General features: G+C 73.3%; 19 protein-coding genes and 2 tRNA genes. 13 read left to right on the forward strand and 8 right to left on the reverse strand.

The window, feature by feature from the left end:
• Positions 1–166: 166 nt before the first annotated feature.
• Positions 167–829, reverse strand: coding sequence for a snapalysin (snpA, locus tag ACIGG8_RS28320; RefSeq protein ID WP_396551631.1), 663 nt, complete (start codon positions 827–829; stop codon positions 167–169).
• A 270-nt stretch (positions 830–1,099) separates the two neighbouring features.
• Here snpA and ACIGG8_RS28325 point away from each other — a divergent pair, with 270 nt between their 5' ends.
• Positions 1,100–2,074, forward strand: coding sequence for a LysR family transcriptional regulator (locus ACIGG8_RS28325; protein WP_350521894.1), 975 nt, complete (start codon positions 1,100–1,102; stop codon positions 2,072–2,074).
• Between the two features lie 62 nt (positions 2,075–2,136).
• Here ACIGG8_RS28325 and ACIGG8_RS28330 read toward each other — a convergent pair whose 3' ends face one another.
• Complete coding sequence (locus ACIGG8_RS28330) at positions 2,137–3,351, reverse strand: low temperature requirement protein A (RefSeq protein ID WP_396551632.1); 1,215 nt, start codon at positions 3,349–3,351, stop codon at positions 2,137–2,139.
• A 468-nt stretch (positions 3,352–3,819) separates the two neighbouring features.
• The gene (locus ACIGG8_RS28335; protein WP_396551633.1) at positions 3,820–5,523 is read right to left on the reverse strand and encodes an ABC transporter family substrate-binding protein; all 1,704 of its coding nucleotides are present in this window, start codon (positions 5,521–5,523) and stop codon (positions 3,820–3,822) included.
• Positions 5,524–5,857: 334 nt separating this feature from the next.
• Between ACIGG8_RS28335 and ACIGG8_RS28340 the strand changes: the two genes are divergently transcribed.
• From ACIGG8_RS28340 to ACIGG8_RS28360, 5 genes are all read left to right on the forward strand, one after another.
• Positions 5,858–6,838 carry an ABC transporter permease gene (locus tag ACIGG8_RS28340; RefSeq protein WP_350521891.1) on the forward strand — a complete coding sequence of 327 codons (981 nt, stop codon included), beginning with the start codon at positions 5,858–5,860 and terminating at the stop codon, positions 6,836–6,838.
• Between the two features lie 16 nt (positions 6,839–6,854).
• On the forward strand, positions 6,855–7,895 hold the full coding sequence (locus ACIGG8_RS28345) for an ABC transporter permease (protein WP_396551634.1): 1,041 nt from the start codon (positions 6,855–6,857) through the stop codon (positions 7,893–7,895).
• On the forward strand, positions 7,892–9,976 hold the full coding sequence (locus ACIGG8_RS28350; RefSeq protein WP_396551635.1) for a dipeptide ABC transporter ATP-binding protein: 2,085 nt from the start codon (positions 7,892–7,894) through the stop codon (positions 9,974–9,976). The genes ACIGG8_RS28345 and ACIGG8_RS28350 overlap by 4 nt, the downstream gene beginning before the upstream one ends.
• 60 nt (positions 9,977–10,036) lie before the next feature.
• Positions 10,037–10,110 (forward strand) — tRNA-Lys (locus ACIGG8_RS28355).
• A gap of 73 nt (positions 10,111–10,183) precedes the next feature.
• Positions 10,184–10,429 (forward strand): hypothetical protein, encoded by a 246-nt coding sequence (locus tag ACIGG8_RS28360; RefSeq protein ID WP_396551636.1) that lies wholly within the window; start codon positions 10,184–10,186, stop codon positions 10,427–10,429.
• Positions 10,430–10,535: 106 nt separating this feature from the next.
• Here the strand turns inward: ACIGG8_RS28360 and ACIGG8_RS28365 are convergent, their stop codons facing one another.
• Positions 10,536–11,525: an alpha/beta fold hydrolase gene (locus tag ACIGG8_RS28365; RefSeq protein ID WP_396551637.1), complete on the reverse strand. Its 990-nt coding sequence runs from the start codon at positions 11,523–11,525 to the stop codon at positions 10,536–10,538.
• The gene (locus ACIGG8_RS28370) at positions 11,522–12,352 is read right to left on the reverse strand and encodes a DUF998 domain-containing protein (RefSeq protein WP_396551638.1); all 831 of its coding nucleotides are present in this window, start codon (positions 12,350–12,352) and stop codon (positions 11,522–11,524) included. Before ACIGG8_RS28370 ends, ACIGG8_RS28365 begins: the two co-directional genes overlap by 4 nt.
• A 123-nt stretch (positions 12,353–12,475) precedes the next feature.
• Here ACIGG8_RS28370 and ACIGG8_RS28375 point away from each other — a divergent pair.
• The 3 genes from ACIGG8_RS28375 (at position 12,476) to ACIGG8_RS28385 (ending at position 16,460) form a co-directional block, all read left to right on the forward strand.
• Positions 12,476–12,549: transfer RNA gene (locus ACIGG8_RS28375), tRNA-Lys, on the forward strand.
• Positions 12,550–12,773: 224 nt separating this feature from the next.
• Complete coding sequence (locus ACIGG8_RS28380) at positions 12,774–15,206, forward strand: transglycosylase domain-containing protein (protein WP_396551639.1); 2,433 nt, start codon at positions 12,774–12,776, stop codon at positions 15,204–15,206.
• Between the two features lie 204 nt (positions 15,207–15,410).
• A complete protein-coding gene (locus ACIGG8_RS28385; RefSeq protein WP_396551640.1) occupies positions 15,411–16,460 on the forward strand; it encodes an EamA family transporter in 1,050 nt (349 codons plus the stop codon).
• Positions 16,461–16,681: 221 nt separating this feature from the next.
• On the opposite strand, the gene lepB is transcribed toward ACIGG8_RS28385, so the two are convergent.
• Positions 16,682–17,503 (reverse strand): signal peptidase I, encoded by an 822-nt coding sequence (lepB, locus tag ACIGG8_RS28390; RefSeq protein ID WP_350521883.1) that lies wholly within the window; start codon positions 17,501–17,503, stop codon positions 16,682–16,684.
• A 198-nt stretch (positions 17,504–17,701) separates the two neighbouring features.
• Complete coding sequence (locus ACIGG8_RS28395; RefSeq protein ID WP_030060240.1) at positions 17,702–18,037, reverse strand: chorismate mutase; 336 nt, start codon at positions 18,035–18,037, stop codon at positions 17,702–17,704.
• 282 nt (positions 18,038–18,319) lie between these two features.
• On the opposite strand from ACIGG8_RS28395, the gene ACIGG8_RS28400 reads away from it, so the two are divergent.
• Entirely contained in the window at positions 18,320–18,745 is a 426-nt protein-coding gene (locus ACIGG8_RS28400) for an OsmC family protein (protein ID WP_396551641.1), read from the forward strand.
• A 709-nt stretch (positions 18,746–19,454) separates the two neighbouring features.
• On the forward strand, positions 19,455–21,332 hold the full coding sequence (locus tag ACIGG8_RS28405) for a putative bifunctional diguanylate cyclase/phosphodiesterase (protein ID WP_396551667.1): 1,878 nt from the start codon (positions 19,455–19,457) through the stop codon (positions 21,330–21,332).
• Between the two features lie 131 nt (positions 21,333–21,463).
• Here ACIGG8_RS28405 and ACIGG8_RS28410 read toward each other — a convergent pair whose 3' ends face one another.
• Positions 21,464–22,555: an LLM class flavin-dependent oxidoreductase gene (locus ACIGG8_RS28410; protein WP_396551642.1), complete on the reverse strand. Its 1,092-nt coding sequence runs from the start codon at positions 22,553–22,555 to the stop codon at positions 21,464–21,466.
• A gap of 636 nt (positions 22,556–23,191) precedes the next feature.
• Here ACIGG8_RS28410 and ACIGG8_RS28415 point away from each other — a divergent pair.
• Positions 23,192–23,779 (forward strand): DedA family protein, encoded by a 588-nt coding sequence (locus ACIGG8_RS28415; protein WP_396551668.1) that lies wholly within the window; start codon positions 23,192–23,194, stop codon positions 23,777–23,779.
• 490 nt (positions 23,780–24,269) lie between these two features.
• Entirely contained in the window at positions 24,270–25,550 is a 1,281-nt protein-coding gene (locus tag ACIGG8_RS28420; RefSeq protein ID WP_396551643.1) for a hypothetical protein, read from the forward strand.
• Positions 25,551–25,641 lie beyond the last annotated feature (91 nt).

Genomic DNA, 25,641 nt, shown 5'->3' on the forward strand with positions numbered 1-25,641 from the left:
TGCAATACCCCTGGGGCACGGCCGATTTGAGCCGTCTTTTCCTCGTCTTGACCCAACCGTGCCCCTGGCATTCCGTTCCGGTGGCGGCTAGGCTCCGAGGCGGGGAAGTACCCGGAGCGGCGGGCCGCTCGATTCCGGCCGAGCGGCCTGCCGCGCCCGAACTCCGCTACCGGGCAGCCTTGTTCACCGCCGCAAGACCGTTCGCCCAGAGGTCGTCGACCTGGCTGCGCTCGTCGGCGTCGGGGTAGGGGTTGGTGCAGGACGGGCCGGGGCCGCCGCCGGACATCAGCTCGCTGCACGGGCCGGAGTAGTCGTCGGGCAGGCCGAGCACGTGCCCGGTCTCGTGGGCGGTCACCCGCAGCGAGTCGTACTCCTGGTTCTGCTGGTAGTCGAGGAAGACGTAGCCGTGGCCGTGCCCGTCGGTGCTGGCGTAGGAGCCCCGGCTGTCGCTGCCCTCGTAGTACGAGAAGTCGCCGTTGCCGCCGGTCTCCTGGAGCTGCACGTTGCGCACCGAGCCGTTCCAGATCCGTGCGGCGCCGGCTATCTGGTCGGCGAAGGAGGGCGCGTTGGCGGTGTCGTAGGTGACGGTGACGGTCCGCAGCCAGGGGTTGGCGGCCCGCTTGGCCTCGACCGAGGCCACCACGGCCCGGAAGAAGGCCCGGTTGTTCGCGGCCTCCGCGGCCGAACCGGCGTACGTGGCCGGGGTGTAGCCCTGGACGGCCGGGGCAGCCGGGGCGGCCGGTGCGGCGACGGCAGCGGTGGCGGGCAGGGTCGCGAGGCCGACCGCGAGGGCCAGGCCCAGGGCGGCGGACAGCACGGATCGCTTCATGTGAGGGCTCCGGGTTCGCGGTGCGCCGCCCCGCCGGGACCGGTGGGGGCCGGGCACGGCGGCGGCGCGTGGTGGGGGACCGCCGGGACCGGTGGCCGCGGCGGGTTGCTGCCCCCGAGCTTCGGACAGCCCGGGCCGGTCGCGGATGATGTCAACCGGCGATAGCACCGCCGCATACCTACCGGGACCCGTAGCACGTTCCGTCGAGGCACCTTTGACTACCTGTCATGTCCTTGGCGATCTGGCGCGGAGGCGTCTATGCTCCGGAACGTGGAGCTCGACGTGAGACACCTCCGGGTGCTGTGCGCGATCGCCGACAGCGGCAGCCTCCGCAAGGCCGCGCTCCAGCTCGGCATGACCCAGCCCTCCCTCACCACCCAGCTGCACCGCATCGAACGGGCCATCGGCGGAACCCTGTTCACCCGCGAGCAGACCGGCAGCAGGCCCACCCCGCTCGGCCACTCGGTGCTCTCCCGGGCCAGGCCGGTGATCACCGAGATGGCAGCGCTGGTGGCCGCCGCCCGCCAGGAGGCCCGCGACGCGACGGGGTCCGGCCGGCACCGGCGACTGCGCATCGGCAGCGTCGGCAGCCGCGCGGTCGCGGCCTGGCTTCGCCGGGTGCACGAGCGGCTGCCGGACACCGACACCACGATCCACGTAGACGTCTCGGCCAGCGCGCTGCTGCGGATGGTCGCCGCCGACCAGCTGGACGTGGCCTTCGTGCACGAGAGCGAGGGCTTCCCGCTGCGGGTGCCGCCGGACGCCGAGCAGCGGGTGCTGATGGCGCGCGAGCCGCAGTACGTCGAGCTCGCCGCGGGGCACCCGGCCGCGGCCCGCCAGGTCGTCCGTCTCACCGACCTCGCCGAGGACACCTGGATGGTCGACCCGACCGCCGACCACGAGTACGCGGCGATGCGCCGGGTGTTCAGCGGGGCCGGGCTCAACCCCCGCGTACTGCAGGTACGGGACAACGCCACCGCCGCCGAGCTGGTCGCCTCCGGCGAGGCCGTCCGCCCCTGTCAGCCGACCTCCCCGCCGGGGCCCGGCACGGTCGTCCGCCCGGTGCACGGGGACCCGTTGGCCGTCCGGCTGCTGTTCACCTGGCGTCCGCGCGCGCTCAGCCCGCCCGCGCTGGACGCGCTGTACGGCGAACTGCGCGCCGCCTACCTGGATCTGGCCAAGGTCAACCCGGCCTACCTGGCCTGGCTGTCGCGGCACGAACCCGTCCTGCTGGGGCGGAGCTAGGACACCCCGGTGGTGAGTCGGGACGCCCCCGGGGGTCGGGCCGGCACTCCACCGCGGCGGAGTCAGGACACCCCGGCGGTCCTGCTCTCCCGGCCGTGGATCAGCACGCCCGCCGCCACCATCAGCGTGCAGACCAGGCCCGCCGCCGGCACCCCGGAGCCGCCGAAGGCGGTGCAGGCCAGCACCAGTGCGGCCCCGACCGGCGCCACCGCCTGGGCGAGTGCGCCGCGCTTGGTGTGCCGGGAGTGCAGGAACCAGACGGTGACCAGGTAGATCGCGGTGGGCACGGTGACCGTCGCGGTCGCGGCGGTCTCGGAGATCTCCGCCTTGTGCGCGGTCGACTCCACCGCGACCTCCAGCCCGGCGCCGATCGCCGCCGCCGAGGCGAACACCACGTAGTGCCCGTAACCCCAGGCGAAGGCCTGCCGGTTGGAGCGCAGGTGCTCGTGGACGGGCCGGGCGAAGTAGATCCACCAGGCGGCGAAGCAGATCAGCAGGCCGCCGGCCGCCAGCGGCACCAGCCGGCCCAGCTCCTCGTGCTCGTCCACCGCCGACTGCACCGCGACGGTCGCCGCCGCGACCGTCTCGCCGAGCACGATGAGGGTGAACAGCCCGTACCGCTCGGAGATGTGGTGCGGGTGCCAGGAGGTCTGCATCCGCAGCTCCGCGATCACCGGAACCGCCAGCTCGCACAGCACGCCGACCGGGATGACGTACGGACGGACGTCCTCCGGCAGGAACACCACCACCACCCAGCCGATCTGGCAGAGCGTGATCCCCACCGCGTACCGCAGCGCGACCCGCCGGGCCTCGCCCTGCTCCGCGGCCGCCGCGCGCAGCCACTGGGTGACCATCGCGAGGCGCATCACCACATACCCGGTGATCGCCAGCGTCAGGTCCTGGGTGGCAAACAGCCGCGGCACCCCGGCGGCGAGGATCAGCACCCCGGCGATCTGCACCAGCGTGGTGATCCGGTACGGCACGTCGTCGCAGTCGTACGCGGAGGCGAACCAGGTGAAGTTCATCCAGGCCCACCAGATCGCGAAGAAGGCGAGGGTGTAGCCGCGCAGGCCGTCTCCGTAGTGCCCGGCCGCGAGGTAGTGGGCCAGTTCGCGCCCGGCCTGGCCGACCGCGACCACGAAGCAGAGGTCGAAGAAGAGCTCCAGCGGGGTGGCGACCCGGTGCGGCTCGTGGCGGTCGCGCGGGACCATCCGGCGCACCGGCGGCGGGTCGACGTGGTGCGCGCGGGGTGCCGGGGCGGCGGGATCACTGGCCATCGGGGCTGCTCCGGGGTCGGGAGGGGCGGATCGTCCCCGCGCATCCTGACAGCGCCCCGGGCCCGGCGCACGCACCGGCACGGCGCGTGCGCCGGGTGGTGCGCCCCTGCCGGGACCCGCCGCGCCCCACCGGCGAAGACCCCGCTCGTCGCGTTCTTCCCTTGCCGTCAGCCGTAGTTGACGCACCGGTGCGCGAAGTGGGTGACAGCTCGGCGGGTTTCCGGACGCGCCCCGCGTGATGCACCGCGAGGGGCCGGGGCGCCGCTAGATTCATCCCCGGTCGGAAGAGCGCGGGCCCTGCGGGGCCCATGACACGGGCGGTCTGCGGGCAACGCGGAAGGTCAAGGCGGGTGGCGGGACAGCGGGGGCGGCGGAGCCGACCTTCCCGTGTCCGCACCACCGGCCTCGTGATCACCGCGCTGCTCGCCAGCGCCTGCCGTGCGGCCCGCGTCGCCGTGCCCGCAGTGGCTACTTCTCCCAGCCGACCTTGCTGTAGTCCGTCGCCGCGAGACCGAACGCGCCGTAGTTGGCGAGGCCCTTACGCACCGCCACGACCGTGGGCCGCTGGTAGAGCTCGACGGTGTGGCCGAGCTCCCAGATCTTCGCGTCCGCCTGGTTGTAGAGCTTCGCGGCCTCCACCGGGTCGACCGTACCGGCCGCCTTCTTCAGCAGGCCGTCGATCTCCGGGGTGCCCAGCCGGGAGGGGTTGCTGAAGGTGTTGTCGCCCACCGGCAGCCGGAAGTTGGCCAGGCTCTTGGAGTCGGGGAAGGAGTCGGTGTTGCGCCAGCTCGCGATGTCGAACTTGCCCGGGGTGACGTACTTGGCGAAGTAGTCGTTGGCGGCCACCTTGTCCAGGTCGACCTTGACCCCGACCGTCTGCCACATCGCCGCCGCCGCGGTGGCGAGGTCGAGCTGGGCCTGGGTGGAGCCGTCGCTGAGCACCCAGTGGAGTTCCAGCGACTGCCCGTCCTTGGTGCGCGGGCCGCCGCCGGACTCCTTCCAACCGGCCTCGTCCAGCAGCTTCTTGGCCGCGGCCTGGTCGAACTTCGCCCAGTCGCCGGAGTTGTCCTGGTAGCCGGCCTGGTTGGGCATGATGATGTGGTTGCCGAGCGGCTTGAACTCCACCGGCACCCCGTTGTTGGCGATCTTGATCAGCGCCGAGCGGTCGATGGCCCTGCCGAGCGCCTGGCGGACCCTCTGGTCCGCCAGCGCGCCGGTGCCGCCGAAGGAGATGTGCACCTCGTCCCACGGGCTGGCGGCCCGGATCACGGTGTCCTTGGCGCCCTTGAGCTGGCCGTACGCGGTGGCCGTGCCGGCCGAGGCGAAGTCGATCTCGTTGTTGAGGTACGCCTGGATGCTCGCCGCCTTGTCCATCACCCGGAAGGTGATCTTGTCGAGCTTGGCCCGGGTACCCCACCAGGCCGGGTCCGGGACGAGGCTGATGGTCTGCGCGGTCTTGTCCGCCACGCCGATCTTCAGCGGGCCCGCGGTGATCGGGACCTTCTCCACCCAGCCCTTGTTGAAGTCGTCCGGGGTGGCGATGCCGGCCGCCGGCACCAGCGGACGGAACAGGTTCTGCCAGTCCGCGTACGGCTCCGAGAAGGTGACCTTCACCTCGGACGAGTCGGCGCCCTGCTCGACCGCGGAGATCAGCTCGTAGCCGGACGGGTCGTAGCCGTTGTACGCCGGGTCCTTGCCGTTGCTCGCCTGCCAGTCGGCCTTGAAGTCCAGGTAGCTCAGCGGCTTGCCGTCCGACCACTTGGCCTTGGGGTTGAGCTTGTAGGTGATCACCTGCGGCGAGGTCGAGGTGACCTTGGCCTCCACCAGGTAGTTCGGGTTCGCCTGGAAGGCCCCGGAGGCGTCGGTGTCGAAGAGCGTCGGCTCCAGGGCCCGGATCAGGTCCACCGTGTCGGTGTACGAGCCGCCGTCCACCTGCAGCGGGTTCCACTGGCTTATCCACTGGTCCAGCGCGAAGCGCACCTCGCCGCCGTCCTTGATCTGGTCCAGCGGCTTGGCGTTGATGTCCTGGGAGTCCTGCCTCGGCGGCTCGCTCTTGGCCACGTCGCCGGACGAGCCGCCCCCGCCCGAGGTGCACGCGGTGACCGCGAGCGCGACGGCGACGGCCGCGGCGGCCGCCCGGCCGAGACGGCGGGCCGTGGTGGAAGCGTCCATGGGGGTCCCCCTGGTGGCGTGGGTCGGAACGTGAATCGGGCGCGAGAGGCATGACTGGGCTTGAGCGTGGGCACTCAATCCGGCATCGAGCCAGAGGAACGTAACAGCGGATCAGATCCGCCACCAGGGGGAGGAACGCACGCCTGATCCAAACGTCACGGGGGGCAACACCGCCGCAACACCGCCGCCGTCCCCGAGTGCTTCACTCTGACCTGCGGTTTCCCAACTTCCGCTCCGAATACGCCACCTGACGGCCCGACCGGGCCCCGACCGAAGGCCGAGACCCGATGCCCACCAGACGCGTCGGCCCCGCCCCCACCCCGGGCGGCCGTTGATGCTCCGCTACCTGGCGAAGCGGCTGAGCTACTACGCGGTGCTGCTGATCGCCGCCGTCTTCCTGGCGTACGCGATCTCCGCGACGGCCCTGCAGCCGCGCGCCTACTTCGACGCCAAGGTCCCCCGCCCGTCCGCCGCATCGGTCGAACGCCAGCTCACCGCCCTCAACCTGAACGACCGCACCCCGGTGCTCGACCGCTTCGGCCACTGGGCCGGCGGGCTGCTGCACGGCGACCTCGGCCGGACCATCCACGACACCCCGGTCACCGACGACTTCGGCCGCCGGGTCTGGGTGTCCCTGCGGCTGCTGCTGATCGGCAGCCTGCTCGGCATCCTCCTCGGCATCGCCGCCGGGGCGTGGAGCGCCGTCCGCCAGTACCGGATCTCCGACCGGCTGCTGACCGTGCTGTCCTTCGTCCTGCTCTCCACGCCGGTCTTCCTGGTCGCGCTGTTCCTCAAGAACGGCGCCATCGCCGCCAAGGACGCCGCCGGCCACGAGGTGATCCCGTTCACCGGCTACGAGACCCCCGGGCTCACCGGCGGCCTCGGCGCCCACCTGTCCGACTGGGCGCTGCACCTGCTGCTGCCCACCATCTCGCTGGCCCTCGGCGGCCTCGCCACCTACAGCCGCTACCAGCGCGGCACCATGCTCGACGTGCTCGGCTCCGACTACCTGCGCACCGCCGAGGCCAAGGGCCTCACCCGCGGACGGGCGCTGCTGAAGCACGGGCTGCGCACCGCCGTGATCCCGATGTCGACCATGTTCGCGTACAGCTTCCTGGGCATCTTCACCGGCGCGATCTTCACCGAGACGATCTTCGGCTGGCACGGCATGGGCGAGTGGCTGATCCAGTCGATCAACGAACAGGACGTCAACTCGGTGGTGGCGATCAACCTGTTCACCGCGGTCGTCGTCCTCGTCTCCGGTTTCCTCGCCGACACCCTGCACGCCGCCCTCGACCCGCGCGTGCGGTCCTGACCGGAGGAAACCCGAGATGACCACCCTCTCCGCCCAGCCGGCCGAACCCACCGGGCCCGCCGGGCCGGCCGGACTCCCGCTGTCCGCCGGCACCCCCCGGGCCGCCGGCCGCGGCCGACTCGTCCTGGCCCGGCTGCTCGCCGCGCGCGGGGCGCTCGTCGGAGCCGCCGTCGTCCTGCTGCTGTTCGCGCTCGCCTTCGGCGGGCCGTTCCTCACGCCCTGGGACTACGCCACCCCCGACTTCTCCGCGCTGCACCAACCCCCCTCCGCCGAGCACTGGTTCGGCACCAACGGGGTCGGCCAGGACGTGTTCGCGCAGACCCTCCGCGGGCTGCAGAAGTCGCTCGTCATCGGCCTGCTGGTGGCGCTCCTCTCCACCGTGCTGGCCTCCGTGGTCGGCGCCTGCGCCGGCTACTTCGGCGGCTGGGCGGACCGGGCGCTGATGTTCCTGGTCGACCTGCTGCTGGTCTTCCCCGCCTTCCTGATCATCACCATCGTCTCGTCGCGGCTGAAGAGCGCCGGCTGGATCGCCTTCGTCCTGCTGCTCGCGCTGTTCAACTGGATGATCACCGCCCGGGTGGTCCGCTCGATGACCATCTCCCTGCGCGAGCGCGAATTCGTCCGCGCCGCACGGTTCATGGGCGTACGGCCGCTGCGGATCATCAGCCGGCACATCCTGCCGAACGTCGCCTCCTTCCTCATCATCGACGCCACCATCGCGGTCGGCGGCGCCGTGATGAGCGAGACCGCCCTCTCCTACTTCGGCTTCGGCGTCAAGGCACCGGACGTCTCCCTCGGCACCCTGCTCGCCGCCGGGACCAGCGAGGCGCCGGTGTTCCCCTGGCTGTTCTACTTCGCCGCCGGGCTGCTGGTGCTGTTCGTGCTCGCCGTCAACCTGATCGGGGACGGGCTGCGCGACGCCCTCGACCCCACCTCCGGGGCCGCGCCCAGCCGTGCCCGCCGCCGCGGCCGCCCACCGCAGCCCGACCGCTCCCGCCGTTCCGCCGGCGGTCCGCTCGGCAGCAACCGTTCCGACAGCCGTAGGAAGCGCCCGTGACCACCATCGTCGAAACCCCGCTGCTCGCCGTCCGGGACCTGCGGGTGGACTTCGCCGGGCCGCACGGCCCGGTCCCCGCCGTCCGCGGGGTGGACCTCACGCTGCGGCGCGGCGAGACCCTCGGCATCGTCGGCGAGTCCGGCTCCGGCAAGTCCGTGACCGCGCTGTCCGTGCTCGGCCTGCTGCCCGGGACGGCACGGGTCAGCGGATCGGTGCGACTGGACGGACGGGAGCTGGTCGGACTGCCCGGCAAGGAGCTGGCGGCGATCCGGGGCCGCCGGGTCGCGATGGTCTTCCAGGACCCGCTCTCCGCCTTCACCCCGGTCTACCGGATCGGCGACCAGATCGCCGAGGCGGTCCGCGTCCACCAGCGGGTGGACAAGGCCACGGCACGTCGCCGGGCCGCCGAACTCCTCGACCTGGTCGGCATCCCGGCGCCCGACCGGGCCCTGGACAGCTTCCCGCACGAGTTCTCCGGCGGCATGCGCCAGCGCGCGATGATCGCCATGGCCGTCGCCAACGAGCCCGACATCCTGCTCGCCGACGAACCCACCACCGCGCTCGACGTCACCATCCAGGCCCAGGTGCTGGACGTGCTGCGCACCGCCCGCCGGGAGACCGGCGCCGCGCTCGTCCTGGTCAGCCACGACCTCGGGGTGATCGCCGGAACGGCCGACCGGGTCGCGGTGATGTACGCGGGGCGGGTGGTCGAGACGGCCGGCGTGGACGAGCTGTTCGCGGCCCCGCACCACCCGTACTCGCTCGGGCTGATCGGCGCGCTGCCCCGGCTGGACGGGCGCGGCGGTCCGCTGGTGCCGATCCCCGGCGCTCCCGCGCCGATGGCCGAGCTGCCGCCGGGCTGCCCGTTCGCGGCGCGCTGCCCGCTGGCGGAGGAGCGCTGCTCGGTGTCGGAGCCGGTCCTGGAGGGCCCGGACGACCACCTGTCGGCGTGCGTGCGGTCGGCGGAACTCGCCGAGCGGCGGCCCGCGCCGGCCGAGGTCTACCCCGTACCGGAGCTGCCGGCCGACTCCGCTCCCGGGGACCGCGCCGACCTGGCGCCGGTGCTGGCGGTGAGCGGCCTCGGAAAAACGTTTCCGCTCCTCAAGGGCACGGTGTTCAAGCGCAAGGTCGGCGAGGTCTACGCGGTGGACGGCGTCGACCTCGACCTGCGCGAGGGCGAGACCCTCGGCCTGGTCGGGGAGTCCGGCTCCGGCAAGTCCACCACGCTGTTCGAACTGCTGCGGCTCGGCGCCCCGGAGACCGGCCGGATCGAACTGCTCGGCCACGACACCGCGAAGCTCACCCGGGCCGAGGCCCACCGGCTCCGGGGCGAACTGCAGATCGTCTTCCAGGACCCGATGGCGAGCCTCGACCCCCGGATGCCGATCGGCGACATCATCGCGGAACCCCTGCTCGCCCAGCGCGCCCCCCGCGCGGAGACCGCCCGCCGGGTGCCCGAACTGCTCCGCCAGGTCGGCCTCGACCCCGACCACGCCGTCCGCTACCCGCACCAGTTCTCCGGCGGCCAGCGCCAGCGCGTCTCGATCGCCCGGGCGCTCGCCGTCCGCCCCAGGCTGCTGGTGCTGGACGAACCGGTCTCCGCGCTGGACGTCTCCATCCAGGCCGGGGTGCTCAACCTGCTGCAGGCGCTCAAGGCCGAACTCGGGCTCTCCTACCTGTTCGTCTCGCACGACCTCTCGGTGATCAGGCACCTCGCCGACCGGGTCAGCGTGATGTACCTCGGCCGGACGGTCGAACAGGGCGAGGTCTCCGCCGTCTTCGACCGCCCCCGCCACCCGTACACCCGCGCCCTGCTCTCCGCCGTCCCGCTCCCCGACCCCGCCGCGGAACGCGCCCGCGACCGGATCCTGCTCGCCGGCGACCCGCCCTCCCCCACCGAGCGCCGCACCGGCTGCCCCTTCCGCACCCGCTGCCCGCGCTACACCGCGCTCACCGCCCCGGCCGACCGGACCCGCTGCGAGCAGGAACGGCCCGCCCTGACCGGCGGCACGCCGGGCACGGACCACCAGGCGGCCTGCCACCACCGGGAGGGGCCGCCCGCGGACGGTCACGGCGGGTGACCACCCACGCACGATTCGGTGGATCGGGCCCGCGCCGTGTAATGTCTTCGACGTCAGCAAGCGCCGCTAGCTCAGTTGGTTAGAGCAGCTGACTCTTAATCAGCGGGTCCGGGGTTCGAGTCCCTGGCGGCGCACATGGCAAGGTCTCAGGCCGCTCACTTCGGTGGGCGGCCTGATTCGTTTCCCGGTGGGGTTACGGCTGTTCCCGTGACGCCTTCCGATTCCCGTCCTCTCCCCGAGGAACTGATACTGCTCTGCGCCCACCCGGACCACGGGCGCTTCCGGGCCCCGGCCGGCGAGTTCCACCACGCGGTCGCCCTGATCGGCGTCAGCGGCCTGGAACACCGCCTCTACCCCGGGCGGCCAGGCGCCCCGATCAGACGCGCCGTACGGAAACCGGCCCGGGACCTGCCCATCCCGCAGGCGGTCCGGCGGGTCGACTCCAGCGACTGAGCCCGGGGCGGGGCCCGACCCTCCGGCGGCCCCCTCGGCGCCGGTCGATTCCTCTTGCCGGTGCCCCGGCCGTCGGGCGGCTTCCCGTCGAGTGCCGGTCCGCACGTCAGCGGGTGTCGAGCACGGCCGAGGCCACCGCGTCCGGGCGGTCGAACATCACCAGGTGCCCGGCCGGGGCCGTGGTGCGGAAGTCGGCGCCGAGCAGTGCCGCGAGTTCCCGCTGCTCGGCCAGCCAGGCCTCGGTCCGGCGGTTCCGGCAGCCGTCGTCGGCGGCCAGCACGGTGATCGGCAGGCCCTCCGGCAGCGGCCGGGTGCGGCGCAGCCCGTCCAGCTCGGCCGCCGTGTCCAGGTAGCGCGCGTTCTCCCGCAGCAGCGCGCGCAGCGCCCGGCCGGTGCGGTAGCAGTGCCGGACCAGCGGTTCCGGGGCGAGGTCCTCGCGCCGGACGGTGGACAGCCGGGCCACCGTCCGGCGGACGGTCGGGCCCAGCAGGTAGGGCACGGCGAGGGCGGTGGCGGCGCCGGCCACCGCCCGGGCCGCCAGGTCGCGGGCGGCGGGCGCCGGGTACGGCCGGGCCGCCGGTTCGACGCTGCCGTCGACCAGGACCAGCCCGGCGGTCCGCGCGGGGTGCAGCCGGGCGAAGGCCTCGACGTGGAAGCCGGCGAGCGAGTGGCCGACGACGGTGCAGGGCTCCTGCAGCCCGAGGCCGTCCAGCACCGCCAGGATCCGCCCGGCCTCGCCGGCCGCCGTCGGAGCGGGCCGACCGGTGGCGGGCTCGCCGGCGCTCAACCCGTAGCCGGGGCGGTCGTAGCGGACCACGGTGCGGTAGGGGGTGAGGAACGGGACGACGAGGTCCCAGTCGAACCAGCTGCTGCCGAGGCCGCCGCTGAGCAGACAGACCGGGCCGCTGCCTTCGGTGCGGACGTGCAGCGGCACGCCGTCGATGCGCAGGAAGCGCGCCCGGGTGCCGGGGTCGCTCGGACGGCCGGGGCCGCCGGGATCGCTCGGACCGCCGGGGCCGCCAGGGGTTCGGGGGCCGCCGGGGCCGCCGGGGGTTCGGGGGTCACCAGGCTGTCGGGGGTCGCCGGGTCCGGTCATGCCGGCCTCCGTTCCGGGAGCGGCCGGGCCGGGTCGTGCCGCTCCGGCCGGTCCCGCCGGGCGGACCGGGCGACGCCCACGGCCAGGACGGCCGGCCAGAGCGCGACCAGCAGCACCTGCAGCCGCTGGCCGGCCCCGAGCGCCCAGGTGCCGCGCCCGGCCTGGAAGGCGGCGATCGCGGCGAGGCTCCAGCCGGTGGCGAGCAGTTCGGCGCCCAGCAGCCAGGGCCCGATCCGGCCCACCGGCGGCCACCAGCCGTGACGACGGGCGGCGACGGTGAGCGCGACCAGTGCGGTGAGCGCGCCGAGCACCGCGAGGCTGCTGGTGACGGCGTGCGCGGTGTGGGTGGCGGGGACGAGCCCGGCGGTCTCGCGGGCGGCGCACATCTCGTCGCTGGTGGGGGTGCAGCTGAGCGGCAGCCGGGAGTCGGCAGCGGTCGCGGCACCGAAGACGGCCAGGGCGGACCAGCCGACGAGCGCCCAGCGGCAGCGCCGGGAGCCCCCGGTCCGCCCGGCGGCCCGCCCGGCCGTCCGTCCGGTGGTCTCCCCGGGGGCCTTCTCCTCGGCCGTCCCGCTCGCGAGTCCGCTCGCAAGGGCGGTACCGGCGGCGGTGAGCAGGCAGAGCCCGGCGACCAGGTCGGTGGCCCGGAACAGGCCGCCCAGCGGCTGGTCCTCGGCAGCGAGTTCGCTGACGTACGCCTGCACCGGGTCGAGACCGGTGCTCAGCACGACCTCCAGCACCCAGGCGGTGTACGCCACGGCGCTGAGCAGCAGCAGGACGGCGACCGTCGTCCGCCCGGCACGGTGTCCTGGCTGGGGGCTGGGCACGGTTCCACCCTAACCAGCGGCGAACTCCGGCCCAACCCGGAGGAAACGGACGGGTCGGACGACTGCCACCGGAAACGGTTCGAGGCACCCCTCCGGACCGTGTATTGTTTTCCAGGTCAGCAGGCGCCGCTAGCTCAGTTGGTTAGAGCAGCTGACTCTTAATCAGCGGGTCCGGGGTTCGAGTCCCTGGCGGCGCACAGACAGTTGGGGAGCCTCTCGCAACAGCGAGGGGCTCCCCGATTTTTTGGCCCTCGAAGTCCGATTTGCGTGTGATGTCGGTCTCGATTGGTGCCCCGACGGAGCCATCAGGCCCGTCCTGCTCGTCAGGGCAGTAAAACCGGAATCGGGACAAAGGTCCCCGACCGCCGATGTCCCCCGCCCGTGCAGGCTGCTTCGGTCCGCCCGCAGGAAAGGCCGCGCTTTGTCCCGAAACGCCCAGAGCGGCCGTCGCACGCCGCCGATCAGTCTCCGGCCGGTCAAGCGCTTCGTGCGCTCCACCGGCGCGGCCGGCTTCTCCGGCGGACCCGGTGGGTCCGGTGGGTCCGGCGGGTCCGGCGGCGGGAAGCCGCGTCGCCCGAAGCGCACCGGCTGGCGCCGGCTGATACCCACCTGGCGGATGACCCTGCTCGGCTTCGCCTCGGCGCTGCTGCTCGGCATCGGCCTGTTCGTGCTGGGGATCACGCTGGTGAAGGTCCCGGACGCGCACGCCGCCGCGACCGCGCAGAGCAACACCTGGCTCTACTCGGACGGCTCGGTGATCACCCGCACCGGCCAGACCAACCGGCAGAACGTCACCCTGGACAAGGTCTCCCCCGCCGCCCAGCACGCCGCGCTGGCCGCCGAGGACCGCAACTTCTACAACGAGGGCGCGGTCAACATCCAGGGCCTGGTCCGGGCCGCGGTCAACACCGCCAAGGGCGAGGGCACCCAGGGCGGGTCCACCATCACCCAGCAGTACGTGAAGAACACGTACCTGAACCAGAAGCAGTCGATCACCCGCAAGGTGAAGGAACTCTTCATCGCCATCAAGGTGGACGCCACCGAGAGCAAGGACGACGTCCTCTCCGGCTACCTGAACACCTCCTACTACGGCCGCGGCGCCTACGGCATCCAGGCCGCGGCCCAGGCCTACTTCGGCGTCGACGCCTCCGCGCTCAACCCGGCGCAGGGCGCCTACCTGGCCACCCTGCTGAACGCGCCGAGCGCCTACGACGTGGCCACCGCGACGGCCGCGGGCAAGCAGAACGCCGTCAACCGCTGGAACTACGTGCTCGACGGCATGGTCAAGGAGGGCTGGCTCCCCGCCGAGGAGCGGGCCGCCACCACCTTCCCGGACGTCCGGGACCCGCAGCCCAACCCGGGCCTGTCCGGCCAGGCCGGCTACCTGGTCGACGCGGCCACCCAGTACCTGACCTCGACCAACGTCATCAGCGAGACCGAGCTGGCCAAGGGCGGCTACACGATCAAGCTGAGCATCGACCCGGGCCGCCAGCAGGCCCTCCAGGACTCCGTCCAGGCGCAGCTGCGCGACACCCTGAACCCGGACAAGCGGAAGAAGGACGCCTCCGCCCAGGCCGGCGCCGTCTCGGTGGACCCGAAGACCGGCGCGGTCGTCGCCCTGTACGGCGGCGTCGACTACGTGAAGCACTACGTGGACAACGCGACCCGGCGCGACTACCAGGCCGGTTCGACCTTCAAGGCGATCGCGCTGGCCGCCGCCTTCGAGAACGACGCCAAGACCCAGGACGGCCGCACCGTCACCCCGCGCACGGTCTACGACGGCACCAGCGGCCGGAAGGTCCGCGGCGGCAAGGGCACCCCGTACGCGCCGCCGAACGAGGGCGACAAGAGCTACGGCCAGATCACCCTGCAGCAGGCCACCGACTGGTCGGTCAACTCGGCGTTCGCGCAGCTCGCGCAGGACACCGGGCTGCAGAAGGTCAAGGACACCGGCATCGCCCTGGGCCTGCCCGGCAACACCCCGGGCCTCGACCCGGTGCCCTCCATCCCGCTGGGCGCGGCCACCCCGAGCGTGCTCGACATGGCCGGCGCGTACGCCACCCTGGACAACGGCGGCAAGCAGATCACCCCGTGGCTGGTGCAGTCCGTGGACCGCGAGGGCGAGGCCGTGCCGCTGCCCGCGCACAAGACCACGCAGGCGATCAGCGCGGACACCGCCAACCAGGTCACCTCGATGCTCCAGGGCGTGGTGAGCGACCCGGGCGGCACCGGCTGGCGAGCAAAGGGGCTGGGTCGCCCGGTGGCGGGCAAGACCGGCACCACCGACGACCAGAAGTCGGTCTGGTTCGTCGGCTACACCCCCGAGCTGGTCACCTCGGTCGCCCTGTTCGGCCAGGACCCGGGCACCGGCGCCCAGGTCAGCCTGAGCGGCGTCGGCGGGATCGACGGCGCGGCGGGCGGCCAGTACCCGGCGCAGATCTGGACGGCCTACATGAAGGCCGCGCTCAAGGGCCAGCCGGTCAGCGACTTCCCGACCCCGGCCGACGACTACTCGGGCGCCGACGACCTGCCGACCGCGCCGAGCACGCCGAGCGGCACCCCGTCGACGGGCGCCCCCACCGGCGGCCCGACCAGCGGCCCCACCCCCTCGGGCTCCGGCTCGAAGGCGCCGTCGGACGGAACCGGCGGGGCCACCACGGCGCCGACGGATCCCCCGACCGACCAGCCGACCAGTCAGCCCACCACCCGGCCGACCGGACGACCCACCACCCGGCCGACGCCGACCACGCAGCCGACCACGGACCCGACCTCGCAGCCGACCACCCAGCCCACGGGCGGGACGGACGCGCTCGTCGGGGCGGGCACGGCGGCCTCGTCGCGGTCCGGGGGCTGACCTCAGCCGGTCCCGGGGGGCCGGCTTCGGGGCTGACCTGCTGGGGGCTGACCTCGGGGGAAGCGAGTGATCGACTGATCGGGCTCGGCCGACCGGGCCCGATCGGTCGACTCGGTGATTGCGCCAGTGCGCACAGTTGAGTGCAGGACCAAATGCCGAAATGGCGCCTTACCGAACTATCGGTATGACTGTCACAATGCGGCGGTGCACAGATCAACGGCCTCCCCCACCCTCCCCTCGGGCCGAACCCTCGGCCTCGGTCTCGCGCTGGTCTCCGCCTTCGCCTTCGGCGGCTCCGGCACTGCGGCCAAGCCGCTGATCGAGGCCGGCCTCTCCCCACTGCACGTGGTGTGGCTACGGGTCACCGGCGCCGCCGTGGCGCTCCTCCCGATCGCCTACCGGCACCGGGACGCCGTCCTGCGCCGTCCCGGCCTGCTGCTCGGCTTCGGCCTGCTCGCCGTGGCGGGCGTCCAGGCCTGCTACTTCGCAGCCATCTCCCGCATCCCGGTCGGCGTCGCCCTGCTCATCGAGTACCTCGGACCGCCACTGCTCATCGGCTACGTCAAGTTCGTGCAGCGCAGGCCGATCAGCCGGGGCTCCGCCATCGGCGCCGGCATCGCGGTGGCCGGACTGGCCTGCGTGGTCGAAGTCTGGAACGGCCTGAGCTTCGACGCCCTCGGCGTGCTGTTCGCGCTCGGCGCCGCCTGCTGCCAGGTCGGCTACTTCGTGCTCGCCGACGCCGGCCGCCGGGGCGAGCGCCCGGTCGACCCGTTGGCCGTCAGCGCGTACGGGCTCCTCATCGGCGCCGTCCTGCTCACCGCCGTCGCCCGGCCCTGGCAGGCCGACTGGAGCCCGCTCGGCGGCGACGTGGTGATGAACGGGCACACCCTGCCCGCGTTCGTCCCGGCCGTGTGGATGGTCCTGATCGCGACCGTGCTCGCCTACCTGACCGGCGTGATCTCCGTCGGGTACCTCTCGCCACCGGTCGCCGGGGTGGTGGCCAACCTGGAGGCCGTGGTCGCCACCGTGCTTGCCTGGGTGCTGCTCGGCGAACACCTGGGGCTGCCGCAGATCGCGGGCGGCCTGCTGGTGCTGGCCGGGGCCTTCGCGGCGCAGGTCAGCACGCCCGGGGCGGAGGAGAAGGCGGCGGTGACACCGGACGCGACTGCCGCCGTGGCCGGGGCGGCCACCGGCCCGGATCCGGAGGACCGAGCGGCCAGGACCGCTCGGACGGGATCCGCGACGGCTTCGTAGGAACCGGCGGCGGCCACCGGCTCCCGCCGGCGGGGCCTGCGGGTCGCCGCCGAGCATGAGACCGACGGGGCCGCCGCCGAACGCGGGGCCGACCGGCCCTCCGCCGAGCGTGGGGTCAGCGGGCTCACCGCCGAACGCGGGCCGACAGGGTCACCGCCGAGCGTGGGGTCAGCGGGCTCACCGCCGAACGCGGGCCGACAGGGTCACCGCCGAGCGTGGGCTCAGCGGCCGGTCCAGCCGAACCAGTCGAAGTGGTTGATCGGCCAGACGACGGCCGACACCGGCCCGACCACGTTGCTCACCGGCACGGCGCCGCCGCCGGGGCCGCGCTGGTGGTAGCGGGAGTCGGCCGAGTCGCTGCGGTGGTCGCCCTCGACCCAGACGTAGCCCGACGGCACCTTCACCGGACCGAAGTCCAGGCCCGCGCAGGAGTCGTCGCCCGGGTGCAGGTACGGCTCGTCCACCTTCCGTCCGTCGACGCTCAGGGTGGTCCCCTCGCACTGGACGGTCTGGCCGCCGGTCGCGATGACCCGCTTGACCAGGTAGTTGTCGTCCTTCGGCGGCACCAGCCCGACGAAGCTGAGCGCCGAGCTCACACCGTCGGTGAGCGGGTTCGGGTCGGTGGGCTGGGGCGGCAGCCAGCCACCCGGGTCCTTGAACACCACCGGCTGCCCCGGCTGCGGCTCCCAGCCGGTCAGCGGCGCCAGCTTGTTCACGCCGACCCGGTCGCCGATCCGCAGGGTGTTCTCCATCGAGCCGGACGGGATGGAGAACACCTGGAACAGGCAGGTCTTGATCAGCAGCGCGACCGCCAGGCCGACCACGATCATCGCCGGCAGCTCGATCCACCACGGGCGGGGACGGCGGCCCGAGCGGCCCGTCCCGTCACCGCCACCCGGACGGGTGCCCCGGCGCCCGCGCGAGCCACGGGCCCTGCGGCGCGCCTCGGCACGGCCGCCGGACACCCCGTGGGTGTGCGGGGCGTCCTGGGCGGCGGAATCGCCGGGGGCTCCGCTGGGCGTATCGGGCAGGTTCACCGCCATCGTCGCTGCTCCACCTCTCCGGCCGGGGAACCTGCACGGTACGCCAACCGCGGAGCCTGGCGAAATCGGGCATTTAGCCGTCACCGACATCCCGGGGCGCCTCCGTCCCGCCCTGCGCGGGCCGCGGACGGATGCCGGCGGCGCCCCCGGGGCCCCTCCTTCCTGCGGTTCTCCCCCTCAGGAGCCGCAGTTCCCCCTTCAGGCGCGGGCGATGGCCTCGTGGTGCCGGATGACCTCGGCGATGATGAAGTTCAGGAACTTCTCAGCGAAGACCGGGTCCAGCTTCGCGCCGGCGGCCAGCTCGCGGAGTCGCTTGATCTGGTCGCGCTCGCGTGCCGGATCGGCCGGCGGCAGCTTGTGCTCGGCCTTGAGCCGGCCGACCCGCTGGGTCGCCTTGAAGCGCTCGGCCAGCATGTGGACCACCGCGGCGTCGATGTTGTCGATGCTCTCGCGCAGGCTGGTCAGCTCAGCCCGTACGGCGTCGTCGATCCCCTCGGACAGGCCGGCGTCGGGGGTCGTGGAGTGGTCCGTCATCGGGGCGGCTCCCGGTGTCTGGGTGGGCGCCCGACCGTACGGCGGCCGGGCTCGGGCCCGGGCAAATCTAACAGGGCCCCCGCTCACGCCAGGCACCGCTGAGCGGATCCGTCCACGATCCGGACAGCCGTCCGGACTCCCGGAGCGCCCCCGGCGACCGGCGCCGCCCGGCCCTGCCGACGCGGCGTGACACGCCGGGCCGGGCACCGGGCTGCCCGTAGGCTGGTGCGTGCATGACCGGAAGTGACCGCTGAGCAGTCCCCTGTAGTGGAGGTACCGATCGTGGCAACCACTCGCACCGCTCGTACGGCCTGGGAGGGCAACCTCCTCCAAGGAAAGGGCCAGACGACCTTCGTCTCGTCCGGGATCGGCACGTACCCGGTGTCCTGGCCGGCCCGCGCCGAGCAGCCCAACGGCATGACCAGCCCGGAGGAGCTCATCGCGGCCGCCCACTCGGCCTGCTTCTCGATGGCCCTCTCGCACGGCCTGGCCAACGCCGGGAACCCGCCCCGCACGCTGGACACCCAGGCCGACGTCACCTTCCAGCCGGGTGAGGGCATCACCGGCATCCACCTGACCGTCAGCGGCGACGTGCCGGGCCTGGACGAGGCGGGCTTCGTCAAGGCCGCGGAGGACGCCAAGGCCAACTGCCCGGTCAGCCAGGCCCTGACCGGCACCACCATCACCCTGACGGCGAAGCTGGCCTGACGGCCCGGCGGCTGACGGACCGGCGGCTGACGGACCGGCGGCTTCCTCCGCCGTTTCGTCCGCTCGTCCGCCCCAGGTGCCACCCCGGCGCGCAACCGGCGCCCGGGGGCGCGACTTCGGCGCACGCGCCCCTGGTGCACATCATGTGATGTGCACCAGGGGCATCTGCACGTACCGCCACCCATGATCACAAAGCGGGCGAATCACCCTCGCGGCGGTCACCGCGCGTTGCCGTCGCGGCCTATGATCGGCCGAAGCGCCCTGTTCTTCACGCGGGTCCCCGTGCGACAGCGCCCCACGGCGGGCGCCCCGCAGCGGACCGACTCCGAGGACCGCGACAGAGTGCGGAGCCGGCCGCCGGAATCCCGACTGACCGGCCTGACCATCGTCAAGCGTCAGCAGCGGACGGGAGCATGCCGTGCCGGGCCAGAACGAGGGGGCCGACGCACACCACCCGGGCGTGCGGCACGAGGAATCACCACACCACCGCCGCCTCGCCGCGCCGTTCCTCGACCCGGCCGCCGCGCCGGTCCCCGGCGCCGCTGTCGGACCCGTCGCAGGGGTCGGACCCGTCGCCGGAGCCGCGACCGGGCCCGCAGTGGGGCCTGCGGGAGGGCCGGTGGGAGGGCCGGCCGCAGGATCCGGCGCCAGGCCGTCCACCGGAGCGCTCGCCCCGCCCGGTGCCTGCGGGACGCTGGAGGAACCCGAGGTGCTGCTCTGCCCCACCTGCTCGGCCCCGCTCACCGACGGCACCCACCGCGCCGGGGCCGACGGGGCCGACCGGGCGGACGGCGGCGACCGGCTGCTGGCCGCACTGCGGGCCAGCGAGTCCCGGTTCCGGGCGGCCTTCTGCGACGCGGTCATCGGGATGGCCCTGATCGACCCCGAGGACCGGATCATCGAGGTCAACCCCGCCTTCGCCACCCTGATCGGACGGGGCGTCGGCGACCTGGTCCGCACCCACCTGCACGAGATCATCGACCCGGAGGGCATGCCTGCCAGGCTGTTCTCCGAGCTCGTCCACGGGGAGCGGGAACGGTTCCGCGTGGAGAAGCAGCTCAAGCACCGCGAGGGCCACGACGTCTGGAGCAAGGTCACCGTCTCGCTGATCCGGGACGGCGCCGGGGAGCCGCTCTACACCCTCGCGCTGGTGGAGGACATCTCCGAACAGCGCCGGCTCGGCGACCGCCTGGAGTACCAGGCCCTGCACGACCCGCTGACCCGGCTGCCCAACCGGGCCTACTTCTTCGAACGGCTCGACGCCGCCTGCGTCACGGCCGCCGAGGAGCCCGCTCCGGGCACGACCGCCGACGAAGGCCGCCGGGTCGGCGTCTGCTACCTGGACCTCGACGGCTTCGCGGCGATCAACGAGGCCCTCGGCCACCACATCGGCGACCAGCTGCTGATCGCCGTCGCCACCCGGCTGCGGCGCGGGTTCGACGGGTACGACACCCACCTGGTCGCCCGGATGGGCGGCGACGAGTTCGCCGTCCTGGTCACCGACAGCCTGGGCAGCGAGCAGCTGACCGAGCTGGCCGGCCGGATCCTGGAGGTGCTGGAACGTCCTTTCGACGTCGCCGGGCACCGGCTGGTGATCACCGCCAGCGTGGGCGTGGTCGAACGGTCCGTGCACGAGACCACCCCGACCGACCTGGTCAAGGACGCCGACGCCACCCTCTACTGGTCCAAGGCCGACGGCCGCGCCCGCTGGACCCTCTACGACCCGGACCGCGGCGCCCACCAGCTCACCCGCCAGCTGCTCGCCACCGCGCTGCGGCCGGCCCTGGAACGCGGCGAGTTCACCATCGAGTACCAGCCGCTGGTCGGCCTGGCCGACGGCGCCGTGCACGGAGCCGAGGCCCTGGTCCGCTGGCGCCACCCCCGCTACGGGACGCTCTCCCCGGACCGCTTCATCCCGCTCGCCGAGGAGTCCGGCGCGATCGTGCCGCTCGGGAAGTGGGTGCTGGAGGAGTCCTGCCGCCAGGCCCGCCAGTGGCTCACCGAGTTCCCGGACACCGAGACCTTCGTGAGCGTCAACCTGGCCGCCCGCCAGATCTGGGACTCCGACGTCGTCGCCGATGTCGCCCGCGCCCTCGAACGCACCGGCCTGCCCGCCCGGCTGCTCCAGCTGGAGATCACCGAGAGCGCCCTGCTCGGCCCCGGCGGACGTCCTCTGCAGGCCCTCCAGGCCCTCGCGGACATGGGCGTGCGGATCGCCATCGACGACTTCGGCACGGGCTACTCCAACCTGGCCTACCTCTCCAGGCTCCCCGTCCACGTGCTGAAGCTGGACGGCACCTTCATCGAGGGCTTCCGCGACCCGGCCCCCGCCGACCGCCCCGGCCTCCCCGAGCTCGGCACCCGCCGCAGCGACGCCGACGAGCAGATCGTCGGTGCGATGGTGCAGCTGGCCCACACCCTCGGGCTGACCGTCACCGCCGAGGGCATCGAGAGCGCGGCCCAGGCCGAGCGGCTGCGGCTGACCGGCTGCGACACCGCCCAGGGCTGGTACTTCGCCCGACCGGGCGAGGCCGCGCTGGTCGCGGCCATACTCCGCGACGGCCGCCCCGCCCTGGACGGGCGGTAGCGGCAGCGGGACGCGGAGGCGGGGCGGCGGGCAGCCGCCGCCCGGGGTGGCCGCCGCCCGGGGCGGTCAGGCGTGCACAGCGGCGGTCGGGCCCCTGCTGTCAGGCGGCTCCTGCCGTCAGGCGTCTGCCGTCAGGCGTCTGCCGTCAGGCCGTACGCCTCGGCGATCAGGCCGTAGGAGCGGAGGCGGGCCTCGTGGCCGTGGATGTGCGAGGTGACCATCAGCTCGTCCACCCCGGTCCGCTTGCGCAGGGCCTCCAGCCCGTCGGCGACCCGGCCCGGGTCGCCGAGCACGACGTTGTCGAGCCAGCTGTCGATGAAGTCCGCCTCGGCCGGGCTGTACGGGTACTGCTCGGCCTCCTCCGGGGTGGGGATCGGGCCGGGGTTGCCGCGCCGCAGGCGGAGCATGCCGAGCGCGGCGGAGCGGGCCAGCCGGCGGGCCGAGGGCTCGTCGTCGGCGGCGACCGCGCTCACGCCGATCAGGGCGTACGGCTCGGTGAGCACGGCGGAGGGGCGGAAGGACGACCGGTAGAGGTCCAGGGCCGGGAGGGTGTTGGCGCTGCTGAAGTGGTGGGCGAAGGCGAACGGGAGGCCGAGGCGGCCCGCGAGTCGGGCGCTGAACCCGGAGGACCCGAGCAGCCAGACCGGCGGGCGGCCCTCACCCCGGGGGACGGCGGTGAGCTGGGCGTACGGGTGCCCGGCGGGGAAGTCGCCGTCGAGGAAGTGGGTCAGCTCGGCGAGCTGCTGGGGGAAGTCGTCCGCTCCCTCGGCCTGACCGCGGCGCAGCGCGCGGGCGGTGGCCGGGTCGGTGCCGGGGGCGCGGCCGAGCCCGAGGTCGATCCGGCCGGGGTGCAGGGCCTCCAGCAGGCCGAACTGCTCGGCGATGGCCAGCGGGGCGTGGTTGGGGAGCATCACGCCGCCCGAACCGAGCCGGAGCGTCGTGGTGTTCGCCCCGAGGTGGGCGAGCAGGACGGCCGGGGTCGAGCTGGCCACGCCGGGCATGCCGTGGTGCTCCGCGACCCAGAACCGGTGGTAGCCCCACTGCTCGGCCTTGCGGGCCAGCGTCGTGGTGGCCGCCAGCGCCTCGGCGGGCGTGTGGCCGACGCCGACGGTCGCCAGGTCGAGGATCGAGAGCGGAGCGGGCGCCGTGCCGCGGGCGGTGCCCCGGATCGCCGCGCCGGCCGCCGGCCCGGTCCTGTGCTCCTGCTGGTCCTCGCTGGTCATGCCGTCCGCCCTCCTGGCTGAAGTGAGCCGTCCTCCGTGTGGCGACGTGCCGGTCCCGGACGGCCCGACGGTCGCTGTTGCCGACCGGGGTCAACCACGGCGGGCGGCTCGCTGTTCCCGTGGTCGGGGCACCGTTCGCCCCCGGTCCGAACACGTTTCGGCCATTCCTCCGGGGGCCGCCGACCACTCGTGCGACTGACGGAGAGCCAGCGCACGGACACGGTTGGCGACTTCACGCCAGCGCCGGAAGTCGCCAGGGTCAGGGCTCGCGACGGCGGCCGACATCCGGCAGGCTGGTGATCAGGAGCGGGTCGCTGAGCGGGATCCGCGCTCCACCAGCAAGATCGTCGGGCTGGACCAGTTCCGGACGATCACTGCGAGCCCTCGGCGCGGCACCCCGCCCCGGGGGCTCGTTCGGTTCCTGGCGGCGACGACGGCAGCCTTCCCCGACGGAGGCTCGTCCTCCGCCCCGCCCGGTGCGCACGGCCCGGCACGCTGCGGAGCGGCCGGAACCGGCGGTCGTGATCTGCGGCATACCGGGGTGCTTCATGCCATGAAAAGTCGAGGCGCTAGCGTTGACCCCTACAGCCACCTGCTCGCTCGGGCGGCGTGGAGGGAGTAAGGGCCTTGAACTTCGTGGCGGCGATCGGATCCTCGTGGATCTGCGCCCTGGCTCTGTTCGCCGTGCTCGGCGACGCCCTCCTCCCCTTCATCCCCAGCGGGACGCTGGTCATCCTGGCCGTGCTCAAGACGGCACAGATCAACGGGGCCCCGCTGATGCTCGGCCTGGGCGTGGCGGTGGCCTCCTTCCTGGGTGATCTGCTGTTGCTCCACCTGGCACGGCGGGGCGCCCCGATGCTGCACCGCCGGCTCGCCCGGCGCCCCAAACTGGCGGCCAGCGTGGCCCGGGTCCAGGACGCCCTGGTCGAACGCCCGCACGGCGCGGCCGCCGCGATGGTGGTGATCGCGCGGTTCGTCCCGGCCGGCCGGACCGTCCTCGACGTGGCGATCGGCCACTCCCCCGCCCATCCGCACCGCTTCCTGCACTGGTCGGCGCTGGCCGCACTGATCTGGGCCGCCTACATCGTCACGCTGGGCTGGCTGAACAGCCACTGGTTCAACACCGCCTGGCTGAGCCTCGTGGTCTCCTGCGCGGCGGCCACCGCCATCAGCACCGCGATCGCGCGGATCGTGCGCCGCAACCGGCGGCTCGCCGCGCTCTGATCGGCCCATCCGGGGCGGCCGGCCCTCGCCGCCCCTGCCGACCTCGGCCCATGCCCTCGGCCGCCGACCTCGCCGCCGCTCCGGCCGCCGACCTCAGCGGGGCGACCTCCGACCTGCGACCTCCGCGGGGCGCTGTCCGCGTTGGAACTACTGCCCTGGGGGCGCACTGCCCATCAAGGGGCAAAAATTTCCCCAAAAGGGCGATCAAACGGGCCGAACGCTGACGAACCGCCACCAACCCCGGACGGACCGGCGGTACCGTACTGCGCGGGCCGCGAGGAATGCGAAGCGTCACAGGACGGTAACAGATACCGGATCCCTGCAGCCCGGCCGGACGCACCCGACGTGTTGAGAGTCGTCGGAGCCCGGCGGCCTTGGAGGCCGTTGCGGCGACATGACATGCTAGCGGCGGAATAATCATCAATTGCCCGATTTGACCGGTGCGGCCGCGGACCGCCCTCACCACCGGTATCGGTACCCAGGGGAGACCATGACCAGCATCTCGCGCAGGACGGTGCTCAGTGCGACCGCTGCGACCGCGGCCCTCGGCGCGGTCTCGGCCTGCTCCAGCGGCGGATCCGGGTCGGGTCAGGGCTCCGCCTCGCCCGGCTCCGGCGGCGCGAGTGGCGCCCAGGACGGCGGCGCCGGCGGTCAGGCCCAGCCGGTGGTGCCCAAGGGCACCCCGATCGGCGACGGCTCCAATGCGGACACCGGCCCGCAGCCCAACCAGCCCAAGCCCGAGAAGCTCAAGCCGGGCGAGCGGCCGCCGCAGTTCGTGGTCTTCTCCTGGGACGGTGCCGGCGGCACCGAGGACGGCCAGTTCCCCCGCTTCCTGAAGCTGGCGGAGCAGTACAAGGCCACGATGACCTTCTTCCTCTCCGGGATCTACGCCCTGCCCAAGGGCAAGGCCGACCTGTACCACCCGCCGAAGCACTCGGTCGGGGCCTCGGACATCCCGTACCTGTCGGACGGCGCGGTCAAGAGCACGCTCAAGCTCATCAGCCAGGCCTGGCTGGCCGGGCACGAGATCGGCACCCACTTCAACGGGCACTTCTGCTCCAGCCGCCCGGACAAGAACGGGGTCAACATGTGGACCCCGGAGGACTGGCAGAGCGAGATCGACCAAGCCATCGGCTTCGTCACCCAGTGGCGGACCAACACCGGCTTCACCGACGTCGAGCCGCTCCCCTTCGACTACAAGAAGGAGCTCATCGGCGGCCGCACTCCGTGCCTGGAGGGGCAGAAGGCGCTGCTGCCGACCATCGCCAAGCTCGGCTGGAAGTACGACGCCAGCTCGTCGGGCGGCCTCCAGATATGGCCGCAGAAGGTGCAGGACGGCAAGGTCTGGGACTTCCCGCTGCAGTCCATACCGTTCCCCGGGCACACCTTCCAGGTCCTGTCGATGGACTACAACATCCTGGCCAACCAGTCCAAGGGCAGCACCAAGGGCGACCCGGCCAGCTACAACGACTGGCGCACCCAGGCGGCCGGCTCCTACCTGGCGGGCTTCGAGCGCGCGTACAACAGCAACCGCGCACCGTTCTTCATCGGCAACCACTTCGAGCAGTGGAACGGCGGCATCTACATGGACGCCGTCGAGCAGACGCTCAAGTCGATCGCCGGCAAGCCGGACGTCCGGCTGGTCTCCTTCAAGCAGCTGGTCGAGTGGCTGGAGGTGCAGGACCAGTCCACCCTGCGCAAGCTGCGCTCGCTCAACGTCGGCCAGGCGCCGGCGGGCGGCTGGGAGACCTTCCTCGGCACGGCCGGCTGACGCACCGCGGGGTGCCGGCGGGGAACAGCACCGCTGGGGGCAGCACCACCAGGAGGGTGGACCGCCGGGAACGGGGCCGCCGGGGGCGACG

The sequence above is a fragment of the Kitasatospora sp. NPDC085464 genome (genome assembly GCF_044541955.1).
Taxonomy (GTDB): domain Bacteria; phylum Actinomycetota; class Actinomycetes; order Streptomycetales; family Streptomycetaceae; genus Kitasatospora.